Source organism: Rhodococcus sp. GXMU-t2271 (assembly GCF_041414735.1).
Taxonomy (GTDB): domain Bacteria; phylum Actinomycetota; class Actinomycetes; order Mycobacteriales; family Mycobacteriaceae; genus Rhodococcus; species Rhodococcus indonesiensis.
Genome location: NZ_JAUIZP010000053.1, coordinates 24,601 through 38,826, shown reverse-complemented (window position 1 = coordinate 38,826; position 14,226 = coordinate 24,601). Strand labels below are relative to the sequence as shown.

Sequence of the window (14,226 nt, the reverse complement as noted above, 5' to 3'; positions counted from 1 at the left end):
CCCCCCCCCCCCCCCCCCCCCCCCCCACGGCTGTTCAGTGGTGGTATTCGCCGCAGTTGACGTCCAGGCACTGGCCGGTGACGGCCCGGGCCAGTGGGGAGGCGAGGAAGATCACGGTGTCGGCCACCTCCTCGGTGGTGGGCAGGCGCTTGAGATCGGTGCCGGCCGCGGTGTGCTGGTAGATCTGCTCGACGGTGGTGCCGTACTTGTCCGCCTGGTGCTCGAAGTACCCCTTCAGGGTCTCGCCCCAGATGTAGCCGGGGGCAACGGAATTGACGCGGATACCCTGGGGGCCCAGTTCGGTGGCGAGGGACTGCGACACCGCCAGCAGAGCCGACTTGGCCAGCTTGTAGCTGCCGTAACGTTCCTGCGAATGCCGCAGCACCATCGAATTGATGTTCACCACCGAGCCCTTCGTCGCGGTCAGGGCTTCGGTGAACAACTGCGTCAGGCGCAGTGCGCCGAGGACGGTCAGTTCCACGCTGTCGCGGATCTGCTGGAAGTCGGTGCGCGCCAACGGCTTCATCGAGGGCACCGAGAACGCGTTGTTGACCAGGGTGTCGACCCGGCCGAAGTCGCGGAGGGCCGTCTCGACGAGCCGGGATGCGGAGTCGGTGTCGGTGATGTCGGTCGGGACCGAAACCGCGCGCCGGCCCCGGGCGGTGACCTCGGCCGCGACGTCCTCGAGGCGGGCGGCGGTGCGGGCGGCGAGCACGACGTCGGCACCGTGCTCGGCGCACCGCACCGCGAGGGCGCGGCCGAGCCCTGGCCCGACACCGCTGACCACGACGACCTGTCCGGTGAGCAGGGGGCTCGGGGTGGTCACGGCGCTCACCCGAGCATCCGGTCGGCGATCGCGGTCTGACGGGCGGCGATCCGCGTGGCCCACTGCTCGGGCGTGACGCGGTTGCGGTCGAGGAACGGAAGTGCCGCGGGCACGTCGTCGAACGGGATCACCTCGGCGGTCGGGCCGTCCGCGACCGTGAGTTCGCGGGCGAGCCGCTGCCAGCGGAACTGCAGGAAGCCGCGGCTGCGGCCCAGGGTCTCGACCCAGTTGGCGACGCCGGGATCGCGGGCAGAGACGACCATGCGGATCATCCCGTCCGGATCCACCTGGGCCTGTGCATTGTTCAGCGAGGTCTGGTGGTGGACGTAGTCGAGGGAGATGTACCAGAGGCTGCCCAGCTGGAAGCCCTGGTAGGGCGCATCGGAGGCGGGCACGGTGAGGATCATCGCCTCGTCGTCGCCCAGTTCGAAGTGCCCGACGGACGAGTACTGCGTGGCCAGGCCGCCGGGCGTCGGCCGCGGCGCGGTGACCGTGTTGACCGGCAGGTCGAGGTAGAACCACTGCGGGAACTGCAGCCACGTCTGCACCCGCGACACCAGCGCTCTCCCGGCGCGCCGGTAGCGGGCGGCGGCATCGTCGTGGGTCGGTTCCGGGGGCGGGGTTCCGAGCGCATCGAGCCGGTCGATGCGCAGGGTGCCGCGCCGCTGGGACCAGTCGCTGTAGACCTCCCGGACGACGAGCTGCGACGAACCGGGGGTGAGGGTGAAGTAGTTGTTCCCGGGGACTGCGGGTCCGGGGCCGAACCGGACCTCGAAGGTGCCGTCGTCGGCGACGCGCAGTTCGCGGTCGTCGAACGCGGTGACATTGCCGGGCACCTGGGCGTCGGTGTAGTTGCCGGCGAGCACCTGGAAGCTCAGGTCGCACGTCGTGCCGCGGCGACCGGTGACGACGTACTCGGCGTCGTCGCGGATACGCGCACCCCAGTAGAGGGTGTCGGGGTTGTCGAGCCCCATCTTCGTGTAGGGGCCGGTGCCGGTGACGAACGTGGGATGGGGCGCTTCGACCGCCCACGCGGCGTGCACGCAGGCGGCGATCCCGCCGGCGAGGTAGCGGTACCCCTCGATCAGGTCCTGCTCGGTGCGGATGTGCGGCGCCGTCGCGACGAGCTTCTCGGCCTCGGTGATGGCGGACGTGAGCGGATCGGTGAGCACACGATCTCCTTGCGGTTCAAATATGTACCGGTGCGGTAGGCTCCTGGTGCAGCGACGATAGAACGTGTTCCAAGGAGGCGTCAATGACCGAGGCCGCCGCGCCGTCGTCCGCTCGGCGTTCGCCACCGACCGAGCGGGTCGTGCAGGTCCTCGACCACCTGGTCGCACACCCGGAGGCCCGGTTCGGGCTCTCCGAGCTGGCGCGCCGGCTGGGCATGAGCAAACCGACGTGCCTGGGAATCCTGACCGCGCTGACCGACGCCGGCTACCTGATGCGTCATCCCGCCGACCGGTCGTACGGGCTCGGTCCCGCGCTGATCGTCGCGGGCCGGGCCGCGCAGCGCGGCTTCGCCGTCGGCCCTGTCACCCACCGGCACCTGGCCGCGCTCGGCGCCGAGTTCGGCGCCACCTGCGCCGCGTCGGCCGTCGTGGGCGACCGCATCGCGGTCCTCGACGTCGCCGGGCCGGATCCGGCCGGCGCCGGGGCGAGGGTGGGGGAGGTGTACCCGTTCGCGCCGCCGGTGGGGCTGATGTACGTGCTGTGGGACTCCGACGAGCGGCTCGAGCTGTGGCTGGCGCGCGAGCCGACGCTGCCGGTGCGGCTGGACCGGGAGCGCCTGCGCGACGTGGTCGCCGAGTGCCGCGCCGCGGGGTACCTGGTCGAGTCGCTCACCGCCGGGGGACGGCGGTTGCATGCGCTGATGGCCGGGGTGGCGGCGCACGACCTCCCGGCGGAGCTGCGCGAACTGCTGGGGGAGATGGTGTCCAGCCTGGGGGAGCGCGTGTTGCTCACCGGCGCGGAACCGGACGACGCCGAGCACCCGGTGAACCTGCTCGCCGCGCCCGTCCACGACGCGGACGGGCGCCAATCGGTCGTGCTCACGCTCCACGTGGGCGCGACGCTGGCCAATCGGGAGATCGCACGGCGCGGGGCCGCGCTCGTGGCCACCGCCGAAGCCGTCACGCGCGAGCTCGGCGGGCGTCGCCCGAGCCGATGACGGCCGAGCCCTGCGCCGCATAGCCGCCGGGCGGGGGCGTTGACCCGGAACTGAAACTCGTTCTATCGTTCGGGGCGAACCTTCCGACCGAGTCGGTACATATTTGGACCGACGCTCGTGAGCTGGAGCCGCGATGACCCTCACGCCGTCGTACGAACTGCCCCTGCAGCGCGCCCTCGAGGCCGAGTCCGTGCACATCTTCCGGGAGGTGGCGGCCACCTTCGAGCGTCCCGTGCTGCTCTTCTCCGGCGGCAAGGACTCCGCGGTCATGCTGCACGTGGCAGCCAAGGCATTCTGGCCGGCGCCGATCCCGTTCCCGGTGCTGCACATCGACACCGGCCACAACTTCCCCGAGGTCCTCGCCTACCGCGACGCCGAGGTGGCCCGCCACAGGGTGCGGCTGCTGGTCGCGTCGGTGCAGGACGACATCGACGCCGGCCGGGTCGTCGAGGACGTCGGTCCGCATGCGAGCCGCAACCGGCTGCAGACCCGGACGCTGCTGCGCGCCCTCCGCGAAGGCGGTTTCGACGCGGTGTTCGGCGGTGCCCGGCGCGACGAGGAGAAGGCCCGCGCCAAGGAGCGCGTGTTCTCCTTCCGCGACGAGTTCGGTCAGTGGGACCCGAAGGCGCAGCGCCCCGAACTGTGGCAGCTGTACAACGGCCGGCACCGCCGCGGCGAGCACATCCGCGTGTTCCCGCTGTCCAACTGGACCGAGCTCGATATCTGGAACTACATCCGCGACGAACACGTCGAGCTGCCGCCGCTCTACTACGCCCATCGACGGACCGTCGTCGAGCGCGACGGAATGCTGCTGGCGCTCAACGAGTTCCTCACGCTCCTGCCGGGCGACGAGCCGCGCGAGGCGATGGTGCGGTTCCGCACGGTCGGCGACGCGACGTGCACGGGCTGCGTCGAATCCACCGCCGCCACCCCCGACGAGGTGGTCGCCGAGGTCGCGGTCAGCCGCGTCACCGAGCGCGGCGCCACCCGCGCCGACGACCGGATCTCCGAGGCCGGGATGGAAGACCGCAAGAAGGAAGGCTACTTCTGATGACCCGGTTGCTGCGCATCGCCACCGCCGGCAGCGTCGACGACGGCAAGTCCACACTGATCGGCCGGCTGCTCCACGACTGCAAGGCCGTGCCCGAGGATCAGCTCGACGCCGTCGCCCGCACCAGCCGCGAGCGCGGCATGGACACCCCCGACCTGGCGCTGCTCACCGACGGGCTGCGGGCGGAGCGGCAACAGGGCATCACCATCGACGTCGCCCACCGCTACTTCTGCACCCCGCACCGCGCCTTCGTCGTCGCCGACACTCCCGGCCACGAGCAGTACACCCGGAACATGGTCACCGGCGCCTCGACCGCCGACCTCGCCCTCATCCTCGTCGACGCCCGCAAGGGCGTCGTCGAGCAGACCCGCAGGCACGCGTTCCTCGCCAGCCTGCTCGGCGTCCCCCATCTCGTGCTGTGCGTCAACAAGATGGACCTGGTCGACTGGTCACAGCAGCGCTTCGACGAGATCTGCGCCGAATTCTCCACGTTCGCAGCCAAACTCGACATCCACGACCTGACGTTCGTGCCGGTCTCGGCGCTGCTCGGCGACAACGTCGTCGACCGCACCACCGCCATGACCTGGTACGAGGGTGCCTCGCTGCTGCACCGTCTCGAGCAGGTGCACGTCGACTCCGACCGCAACCTCATCGACGCGCGCTTTCCCGTCCAGTACGTGATCCGTCCCGGGCACGGCGAGCACCGCGACTTCCGCGGTTACGCGGGCACCGTCGCGAGCGGGGTCTTCGCTCCCGGCGACGAGGTGCTGGTGCTGCCGTCGGGCTACGGCACGCGGGTGCGCGCCGTCCACGGCCCGGGCGGCGACCCCGTGCCGAGTGCCTTCGCGGGCAGCGCCGTGTGCCTCGAGCTCGAGGACGACCTCGACGTGGGACGCGGCGACATGCTGTGCCGCCCCGGGAACCGGCCGCTCGTCGGGCACGAGCTGGACGCGATGGTGTGCTGGCTCGCCGAGGGCCCGGGTCTCGCGCCCGACGCCACCTACACCCTGCTGCACACCACCAACGCCACCGCCGCCCAGGTGGTCCGGCTCGACTACCGGCTCGACGTGACCACCCTGCACCGCGACGGGGCGGCACGGTCGTTGACCCTCAACGAGATCGGGCGAGTGCAGCTGCGGACCCGCCGCCCCGTGCTGTTCGACCCCTACCGGCGCAACCGGACCACCGGCAGCTTCGTACTCGTCGACGACGCGACCGGCAGCACCGTCGCCGCCGGGATGATCACCGGCCCCACCCTCGCCACCGCCCCCGTCGTGTGGCACGCGGCGGAGGCGACCCGCGCCGAACGCCTCTCGCGGGGAGCGACGGTGTGGCTGACCGGCCTGTCGGCGTCGGGCAAGTCCAGCGTCGCCGCGGCGCTCGAGCGGCGGCTGCTCGCGGCCGGGGTGCCGGCCTACCGGCTCGACGGGGACAACCTGCGGCACGGCCTCAACTCCGACCTCGGTTTCGGGCCGCAGGACCGCGCGGAGAACGTCCGTCGGGTGGGTGCGGTGGCGCAGCTGATGGCCGACGCGGGCCTGGTGACGATCTGCGCGCTCATCAGCCCGTACCGGTCCGACCGGGACCGGATCCGCGAGCAGCACCGGCAGGCCGGGCTGCCGTTCCTCGAGGTGTTCGTCGACACCCCGCTCGCCGACTGCGAGGCCCGCGACCCGAAGGGCATGTATGCGCGGGCCCGGGCCGGGGAGATCACCGGATTCACCGGCATCGACGACCCCTACGAGCCACCCACCGGCCCCGAACTGGTGCTGCGGCCCCAGGACGGCGATCCGCTCGCGCAGGCCGGACTGATCATGGAATTGTTGGCCCCATGACCGATGACGCCGCCCTCGCCGCCGAGATCGCCACCGCTGCAGGAGAACTGTTGCTGACCGTCCGCGCGGCCGAGGCCGACGCGCTCACCGGTCGCGAACTCGGCCGCCACGGCGACCGCGCCGCCGACGCCTTCATCCTCGAGCGGCTCGCCGCCGAACGCCCCGCCGACGCGGTGCTCTCGGAGGAATCCGCCGACGACCCGGCGCGGGTGCACGCGAAGCGGGTGTGGATCGTCGACCCGCTCGACGGATCCAAGGAGTACGGCATGCCGGACCACGAGGACTGGGCCGTGCACATCGCCCTGTGGGAGGCCGGCCGCGGTATCACCGCCGCCGCGGTCGCGCAGCCGGCCGTGGGCGCCGTCTACGGCACCGCGGACGTCGGGCGTGCCGAACTGCGGCCGCTGGCCGGCCGACGGCCCCGCATCGTCGTCAGCGGGAGCCGGCCGCCGGTGTTCGTCGCGGACGTCGCCCGCGCCCTCGGCGCCGACGTGGTGCGGATGGGTTCCGCCGGGGCCAAGGCCATGGCGGTGGTGCGCGGCGACGTCGACGCCTACGTGCATGCCGGCGGGCAGTGGGAGTGGGACTCCGCGGCGCCGGTGGGGGTCGCGCAGGCCGCGGGGCTGTACTGCGCCCGCATCGACGGCAGCGAACTCGAATACAACCGCCCCCACCCCTACCTGCCGGATCTGGTGATCTGCCGACCGGACTGGGCGCCGGCCCTGATGGCCGCGATCGCCGAGCATGCCGGCGCCCCCACCGACAGCGCCCGCGTCGCGATGGCCCGCTCCTACATCCGTTCCCTCGTCAGTCACGACGCATCGCATGTCCGGCTCGCGGCCGACGCGTGGCGGGTCGAGAACGGCGTGCGCACCGGGGACACCGGCATCGAGATCCGGGACCGGCTCGAGCACGGCCCCGAGTACCGCCCGATCCGGCGGGTGCGGGAGCTGACGTTCCGCGAATGGGACGACAACGTCGTCGCGCGGTTCCTGCTCGACCTCGACGCCGGGGACACCGTCCTCACCGTGGCGGTCACCGAGCACTTCGCCATCCCCGCGGGCGAGATCCGCTCGATCGTGGCGATCATCGAGCCGCACGAACCCAAATAGTTTACTGTTTGTGTTCATAGACGAGCTAACGATCTAGTGCCTGGAGGACCCATGGACCACGCCTGCGACATCGGCGACGGCATCTTCCGCATCCCTGTCCCGGTCGGCGACCTGCCGGTCGGCGACACCCAGGTGTACGCGATGGAGTCGCCGCGCGGACTGGTCCTCGTCGACGTCGGCTGGAACGACGACACATCCTGGACCGCGCTGCAGGACGGCCTCGCTTCCGTCGGTGCCTCAGTCGCGGACGTCGAGGGAGTGGTCGTCACGCACTTCCATCCCGACCACGTGGGCCTGACCGGCCGGATCCGGGAGGCGTCGGGCTGCTGGGTCGGCATGCACGAGGACGACTTCGGCCAGCTCGAGCTCATGACCTCCGGCGACGGCAACGCCGAGTGGGAGGCCGAGCAGTGGCGCCGCGCCGGGGCTCCCGACGACCAGATCGCCGTCTATCTCGAGCGGGCGAGTGGGGAACGCGCGACCGGCAAGCCGGACGTTCATCCCGACCGCAAGCTCGCCACCGACGAGCGGATCGCGCTCGCCGGCCGCACCCTGCGCACGGTGTTCACCCCCGGGCACACGCCCGGCCACGCCTGCTTCTACCTGGAGGAACACGACATCCTCTTCAGCGGCGACCACGTCCTGGCCACCACGACCCCACACGTGGGCGACTTCGACTTCCCGCTCGCCGAACGCGACGCCCTCGGCGAGTTCATCGACTCGCTACGCGCCGTCGGCACGCTCCCGGCCCGGCGCACCCTGCCCGCGCACCGGCAGCCGATCGACGACCTCGCGGCCCGCACCGGTGCCCTCGTCGAGCATCACGAACGACGCCTCGACGATCTGTACGCCGCCTTCGGCGACGAGGAGCTGACGCTGTGGCAGGCTGCCGAGCGGATGACGTGGTACCGCCCCTGGGACCAGACTCCGCCCACGGGCAAGCAGATGGCGCTGTCCGAGGCCTCGGCGCACGTGCGGCACCTCATCGAGAGAGGCCGCGCGCGCCAGGTCCCGGGCACCGACCCGGCGCGCTTCGCCCGGGCCTGACGGAAGGAACCGCATGACCCCCGACGAGCTCGTCACCGAATTCTGCCGCCGCTGGGCCGATCCCGACCCGGCCGTGCTTGCGTCCTACTTCACCGACGACGCCGTCTACCACAACATTCCGATGGAACCGGTGCGTGGGCGCGCGGCGATCGAGGAGTTCATCGCCGGGTTCGTCGCCTCGTTCGGCGGCATCGATTTCCGCATCCGATACCAGGCCGTTCACGGCGGCGTGGTGCTCAACGAGCGGGTCGACGTGTTCACGCTCGGGGGACGGACCGTCGAGCTGCCGGTGATGGGGGCCTTCGAGGTCGTCGACGGCAGGATCGCCGGCTGGCGCGACTATTTCGACATGGCGCCGATCACCGCGGCCGCCCAGCAGGATCCGGCGGACTGACACCCGATCTCGCGGTCGTCGGCCGCAGGTGACCGAGGTTGATCCGGCCGTGGGAGGGTCGGTGCATGCACGCAGTGAGTGTCGATGCTCCCGGGAGTCGGGCCGGGGTCCGTGACGTAGCCGGGCCCACGGCATGAAGGGGAATTCATGACGCTCTCCCCAGGCGGGCGGATCGGCCTGGCCGGAGCTGCGGTGGTCGGAGTCGCCTTCGGCATGGCCCGCTACGCCTACGGCCTGACACTGCCCGACATCCGGGAAGACCTGCGGCTCTCCGAGCTGGTGCTCGGCCTCGTCGCCAGCGCAACGTTTGCGGGCTACCTGGCCGGTCTGTTGCTCGCCGGACGGCTCGCCGCTCGCCGTGGGTCGCGCGCGCCGACGACAGTGGGCGGGGCCTGCGGCGCCGCGGGGGCGGTGATCGTGACTTTCGCGCAGTCCCCGGGGCTGCTCGCCGTCGGTGTCGTCCTGGCCGGCAGCGCCGGTGGCTGGGTCTGGGCGCCCTACTCCGACATCGTGACCCGATCGGTGCCCTCGCGGCAGCAGCCCCGAGCGCTGGCGATCATCACCACCGGCACCAGCGGCGGACTGGTACTGCTGGGCGCGCTGGCCGTCCTGGCCGCGGTGGGCTCGTGGCGCCTGGTCTGGGCCGGAATCGCCCTTGCCGCCGTGGCCGCCGCACTCGTGAACCTGCGCCTGGTGCCGCGGACCGGGCCGGCCCCGCACCCGGAGGCACGACCCGGAGCCTCCTCGCTGGTGGCAGCGCTTCGGGTCCCGGCAGCGTACTCCGTTGTCTACTTCGCGGTCGTGGTCGTCTACTTCACCTATGCCGCCGACGTCCTGGACAGCGGCACCCTCCCGGCGGCGGCCGTCCCGGCTCTCTACGCGGCCGTCGGTCTCACCGGCATGGTGGGGGTGGCGACCGGAACCCTCGCGCAGCGACTGGGCAGCGTCCGGGTCGCCGCGCTGTGCCTCGCAACGGTCGGTGCGGCGCTGGTGCTGCTCGGGCTGGCCGGTGGCTCCGTAGCCGCGACCGCAGCCTCGGCGGGCATCTTCGGCATGGGGTACATGACAGGATCCGCGGTGCTCGCGGTCTGGACCGCCGAGCTGGTACCCGAGCGCGCCGGTGCGGCGTTCACAGCCTGCCTGGTCGTGGGGGCCCTCAGCTCGGTCGCAGCACCGGCTCTCGCCGGTGCTGTGATACCCGCCCTCGGTCTGGGGTCGCTGCTCGTCGTCACCGCGGCGGTGTCACTGCTCAGCGCGGTGGCGCTGATGCTGTACGGGTTCTCGCAAGCGGCGGCAGTCGGGGGCATCGGACGATGAACACGGAATCTCCGGGCGTGGCCGATGCGTACACCCTGCTTCGTGACGAGTCCGCATTTCACAACACCTGGTCTCGACGTCCTGCGCCAGGTTCGGGCCGCAGAACGGGAAAGCCCCGCGTCGCACTGCGACGCGGGGCCGTTCCCAGGGTGCCCTCGGCAGGATTCGAACCTGCGACTTCTTGCTCCGGAGGCAAGCGCTCTATCCCCTGAGCTACGAGGGCGTTCCGGACTCCACCGGTTGCTCGGTGGGGCGGGAGTTAGCGTAGCGCATTGTCGGCGATACGCCACATCGCCTGGTCGGAGGGGGTTTCTCCGGCGCTCCTCGGGTATCCGGCAGGCACGGACGCGCCGTCCGGGAGGAACTCTTCGGCGAGTGTTTCCCGGAACGGCCGGCGTGGGCCACCCGCGCGGGGCAGGCTCGAACACGAAACCGGACACACACACACCTGCAGGAGAGGACCGTACGTGGACGCAGGACCCGACACGGCAACCCGCACCGGACCGCTGAGCCGCGAGGAGCTCGCTGCGCTCGACACCTGGTGGCGAGCCGCGAACTACCTGTCGGTGGGGCAGATCTACCTGATGGGCAACCCGCTGCTGCGCGAGCCGTTGCGTCCCGAGCACATCAAGCCCCGGCTGCTCGGGCACTGGGGCACCACCCCGGGGCTGAACTTCGTCTATGCCCACCTCAACCGCACGATCACCGCCCGCGAGCTGGACATGATGTACGTGATGGGTCCCGGGCACGGCGGTCCCGGGCCCGTCGCCGCGGCCTGGCTCGAGGGCACCTACAGCGAGATCTATCCGGACATCTCCCGGGACGCGGACGGCATGGCGCGCCTGTTCACCCAGTTCTCGTTCCCCGGGGGGATCCCCAGCCACGTCGCTCCCGAGACACCCGGATCCATCCACGAGGGCGGCGAGCTCGGGTACGCCCTGTCGCACGCCTACGGGGCCGCGTTCGACAACCCGGACCTGATCGTCGCTGCCGTGGTGGGCGACGGCGAGGCCGAGACCGGGCCGCTGGCCACCAGCTGGCACTCCACCAAGTTCGTCGACCCGCGCCGGGACGGCGCCGTGCTGCCGATCCTGCACCTGAACGGGTACAAGATCGCCAATCCGACCGTCCTCGCCCGCATCGAACACGAGGAACTCGAGCACCTGCTCCGCGGCTACGGCCACGATCCGGTATTCGTCGAGGGCTCCGATCCCGAGCGCATGCACCAGGCGTTCGCGGCGGCCCTGGACCACTGCCTCGATGCGATACTCGAGATCCGGCGCCGCGCCCGCCACGACGGGGTCACCGAGCGACCGCGCTGGCCGATGATCGTGCTGCGTTCCCCGAAGGGCTGGACCGGACCGAAGGAGGTCGACGGTCTCCCGGTCGAAGGGTACTGGCGCTCGCACCAGGTGCCCTTCGCCAATGCCCGCGACGACGACAGCCACCGCAAGATTCTCGAGGAGTGGCTGCGCAGTTACCGGCCCGAGGAACTGTTCGACGACCGTGGTGCCCCCGTGCCCGCGATCCGCGACCTGCACCCGGCGGGCGAGCGGCGGATGAGCGCCAACCCCCATGCCAACGGCGGACCGCTCGTACGAGACCTGGCGTTGCCGGACTTCCGCGACTACGCCGTGCCGGTCGAGGCGCCCGGCACCGGCAGCGTCGAATCGACCCGCGTGCTCGGCACCTTCCTGCGCGACGTCATGCGCGAGAACACGAGCACCTTCCGCGTGTTCTCCCCGGACGAGAACAACTCCAACCGGCTCGGTCCGGTCCTCGAGGCCACCGCACGTACCTGGAACGCCCGCATCCTGCCCGACGACGACCGTCTGGCCCCCGACGGACGGGTGATGGAGATTCTCTCCGAGCACACCTGCCAGGGCTGGCTCGAGGGCTATCTGCTGACCGGCCGGCACGGCTTCTTCTCCTGCTACGAGGCCTTCGTCCACATCGTCGACTCGATGTTCAACCAGCACGCCAAGTGGCTGCGCACCACCAACGGCATCGACTGGCGCCGGCCGATCCCGTCGCTGAACTACCTGCTCACCTCGCACGTGTGGCGGCAGGACCACAACGGCTTCTCGCACCAGGACCCGGGCTTCATCGACCATGTCGTCAACAAGAAGGCCGACGTGATCCGCGTGTACCTGCCGCCGGACGCGAACACCCTGCTGTCGGTGGCCGATCACTGCCTGCGCACCCGGCAGTACGTCAACGTGATCGTCGCCGGCAAGCAACCGCAGCTGCAGTACCTCGACATGGACGCGGCAATCGTGCATTGCACCAAGGGAATCGGGATCTGGGACTGGGCCGGCACCGACCAGGGGGCCGAACCCGACGTGGTGCTCGGCTGCGCGGGCGACGTGCCCACCATGGAAACCCTCGCCGCCGTCGAGATCCTGCTCGAGTGGTTCCCCGATCTGAGGATCCGCGTCGTGAACGTCGTCGACCTGATGCGGTTGCAGGACCACACCGAACACCCGCACGGGCTGTCCGACCGCGAATTCGACTCGCTGTTCACCACCGACAAGCCGGTGATCTTCGCGTACCACGGCTACCCGTGGCTGATCCACCGACTGACCTACCGGCGTACCAACCACGACAACATCCACGTGCGCGGGTACAAGGAGGAGGGCACCACCACCACACCGTTCGACATGTGCGTGCTCAACCAGATCGACCGGTTCGACCTCGCCATGGACGTCGTCGACCGGGTGCCGCGCCTGCATCCGATCGCCGCGTATGCGCGCGAGTACCTGAAGAACCGGCTCGTCGAGCATCACCAGTACATCCGCACCCACGGTGAGGACATGCCCGACATCCGCGACTGGGAGTGGGGCCGGTCCGGACGGTAGATGCGGACGGGGGACGACCCGGATGGGACGTCCCCCGTCGTGCGGGTCCGCACGGTCAGTTCATGGGCAGCGGTTGCGCACCGCGCTCCGCGAGCATCGCCGTCATGAGCTCCGACTCGCTGGTCTGGGTGTCGACCATCGTCTGCGCCAGGGTTCGCACCGCCGGCTGGCCCGCGTACTGCGCGCCGTACTCCATCATCGGCAGCCCGCCCTCGTGGTGGCGCAGCATCAACTGCAGGAACAGCACGTCGAGTTCCGGGCCGGTGGCGCCGCGCAGGTTCGCCAGGTCCTCGGACGTCGCCATACCGGGCATCCGGGCGGTCCCTGCCCCGGCCGTGTGCCCATCGCCGCTCGCGTGGCTCGCGTCGCCGTGGCCGTGGCCGGAGTCCTCGGTCATCCACGTCATGTAGTCCCCGGCAGGCAGCAGCGGCTGCCCCCACAGCGAAAGCCAGCCCTGCATCTGGCCGACCTGGTTCTGCTGGGTGGTGAGGATGTCGTACGCCAGGTTGCGTACCCGCTGGTCGTCCGACTTCGTCAGCGCCACAGCGGACATCTCGATGGCCTGGTTGTGATGGACGGTCATGTCCTGCGCGAACCCGACGTCCACGGAGCCGGCGTCCGGTGCCGCCGGCTGCGAGTCCTCCAGCGGGATACGTGCGAGGAATCCGAGCAGGAACCCGATCGCGACGGCCGCGACCAGGCCCAGGATCAGACCGGTCGTGCGCCGGCCCGTGCCGGCGGTGACGGTGCCGTCCGTCATGTCAGCTCCCCGCCGGGGCCTGCATGTCGGCCGGCACCTGCTCGGTGCCGTCCACCGTGCCGCCGTCCATCGGCACCGCGTCCGGACCCGGCGCCGAGGGATCGAACGGCGGGGGGCTGCTCGGGTCGAACGAGCCGGGCAGGGTGGAGCAGCTCGCGCCGACCTCCGGGTAGGTGTAGCGGTTGAGCCGCAGCGACGCGATGAAGTGATCGATCCGCTCGTCGTCGGCGGAGTCCACCTTCAGCTGATGCCCCCACGACTGGAGGGCGATCGGGGAGTCGAGCCCCGGGTAGGGCGACATCATCAGGTAGGACTTGCCGTCCACCTTCGCCGCGAGCGCATCGACGCCGGCCTGATCGACCAGGTCGGGGTTGTAGGTGATCCATACCGCGCCGTGCTCGAGAGAGTGCACGGCGTTCTCGGTGCGGATCGCCTCGGGATACACGGTGCCGGTGCACGTGGCCCAGATCGCGTCGTGCGGCCCACCGAACGGCGGGCTCTGGTCGTACGCCACGCGCTGCGTGGCCCCGATGTGCTGACCGGCGGGGTAGTCGACCGTCACGACCCCCTCGATCGCGGTCGACGGATCCTGATTCGACTCGGACGGCGTCCACGCCGCCAGCGCCTGGGAGTCCTGGTACTTCGGGATGATGCTGGCGGCGATCACCGCGACCAGCGCGACCACCGCGACCACGCCACCGATCAGAAGCCACGGGATCTGCCGCTGCTTGGGCAGACCGCGACCGCCGCTCTTCTTCTGGGCGGCCTTGATCGCCTTCGCAGACTTGGCACCGGACTTCTTGCCGGAACCGCCACTTACCGAACCGCTGGGCATCGTTGGGTGCTCTTTCGACGG

The 14,226-nt window shown here is 70.9% G+C and carries 12 protein-coding genes and 1 tRNA gene; 8 read left to right on the top strand and 5 right to left on the bottom strand.

Annotated elements, in window-relative coordinates; all coding sequences use genetic code 11:
• Window positions 1-34: 34 nt before the first annotated feature.
• Window positions 35-835: an SDR family oxidoreductase gene (locus tag QYS60_RS19645; protein WP_371383991.1), complete on the bottom strand. Its 801-nt coding sequence runs from the start codon at window positions 833-835 to the stop codon at window positions 35-37.
• A complete protein-coding gene (locus tag QYS60_RS19640) occupies window positions 832-1,998 on the bottom strand; it encodes a hypothetical protein (RefSeq protein WP_371383990.1) in 1,167 nt (388 codons plus the stop codon). The genes QYS60_RS19645 and QYS60_RS19640 overlap by 4 nt, the downstream gene beginning before the upstream one ends.
• 83 nt (window positions 1,999-2,081) lie before the next feature.
• Here QYS60_RS19640 and QYS60_RS19635 point away from each other — a divergent pair, with 83 nt between their 5' ends.
• The 7 genes from QYS60_RS19635 to QYS60_RS19605 all read left to right on the top strand — a co-directional run bounded on the left by QYS60_RS19635 (window position 2,082) and on the right by QYS60_RS19605 (window position 9,752).
• Window positions 2,082-2,996 (top strand): IclR family transcriptional regulator, encoded by a 915-nt coding sequence (locus QYS60_RS19635; protein WP_371383989.1) that lies wholly within the window; start codon window positions 2,082-2,084, stop codon window positions 2,994-2,996.
• A gap of 133 nt (window positions 2,997-3,129) precedes the next feature.
• Window positions 3,130-4,047: a sulfate adenylyltransferase subunit CysD gene (gene cysD, locus QYS60_RS19630; protein ID WP_371383988.1), complete on the top strand. Its 918-nt coding sequence runs from the start codon at window positions 3,130-3,132 to the stop codon at window positions 4,045-4,047.
• On the top strand, window positions 4,047-5,882 hold the full coding sequence (gene cysC / locus QYS60_RS19625) for an adenylyl-sulfate kinase (RefSeq protein WP_371383987.1): 1,836 nt from the start codon (window positions 4,047-4,049) through the stop codon (window positions 5,880-5,882). The genes cysD and cysC overlap by 1 nt, the downstream gene beginning before the upstream one ends.
• Window positions 5,879-6,994: a 3'(2'),5'-bisphosphate nucleotidase CysQ gene (locus QYS60_RS19620; protein WP_371383986.1), complete on the top strand. Its 1,116-nt coding sequence runs from the start codon at window positions 5,879-5,881 to the stop codon at window positions 6,992-6,994. The genes cysC and QYS60_RS19620 overlap by 4 nt, the downstream gene beginning before the upstream one ends.
• Window positions 6,995-7,045: 51 nt before the next feature.
• Window positions 7,046-8,041, top strand: coding sequence for an MBL fold metallo-hydrolase (locus tag QYS60_RS19615; protein WP_289379142.1), 996 nt, complete (start codon window positions 7,046-7,048; stop codon window positions 8,039-8,041).
• 13 nt (window positions 8,042-8,054) lie between these two features.
• Complete coding sequence (locus QYS60_RS19610; RefSeq protein WP_371383985.1) at window positions 8,055-8,435, top strand: limonene-1,2-epoxide hydrolase family protein; 381 nt, start codon at window positions 8,055-8,057, stop codon at window positions 8,433-8,435.
• A gap of 147 nt (window positions 8,436-8,582) precedes the next feature.
• On the top strand, window positions 8,583-9,752 hold the full coding sequence (locus QYS60_RS19605; RefSeq protein ID WP_371383984.1) for an MFS transporter: 1,170 nt from the start codon (window positions 8,583-8,585) through the stop codon (window positions 9,750-9,752).
• Between the two features lie 150 nt (window positions 9,753-9,902).
• Here the strand turns inward: QYS60_RS19605 and QYS60_RS19600 are convergent.
• Window positions 9,903-9,975: transfer RNA gene (locus QYS60_RS19600), tRNA-Arg, on the bottom strand.
• A 244-nt stretch (window positions 9,976-10,219) separates the two neighbouring features.
• Between QYS60_RS19600 and QYS60_RS19595 the strand changes: the two genes are divergently transcribed.
• Window positions 10,220-12,610 (top strand): phosphoketolase, encoded by a 2,391-nt coding sequence (locus QYS60_RS19595; RefSeq protein ID WP_371383983.1) that lies wholly within the window; start codon window positions 10,220-10,222, stop codon window positions 12,608-12,610.
• Window positions 12,611-12,665: 55 nt separating this feature from the next.
• Here QYS60_RS19595 and QYS60_RS19590 read toward each other — a convergent pair whose 3' ends face one another.
• Together QYS60_RS19590 and QYS60_RS19585 are read right to left on the bottom strand one after the other, a co-directional pair.
• On the bottom strand, window positions 12,666-13,370 hold the full coding sequence (locus QYS60_RS19590; RefSeq protein WP_371383982.1) for a DUF305 domain-containing protein: 705 nt from the start codon (window positions 13,368-13,370) through the stop codon (window positions 12,666-12,668).
• Window position 13,371: 1 nt separating this feature from the next.
• Window positions 13,372-14,205: a DUF3105 domain-containing protein gene (locus QYS60_RS19585; RefSeq protein ID WP_371383981.1), complete on the bottom strand. Its 834-nt coding sequence runs from the start codon at window positions 14,203-14,205 to the stop codon at window positions 13,372-13,374.
• Window positions 14,206-14,226: the final 21 nt, after the last annotated feature.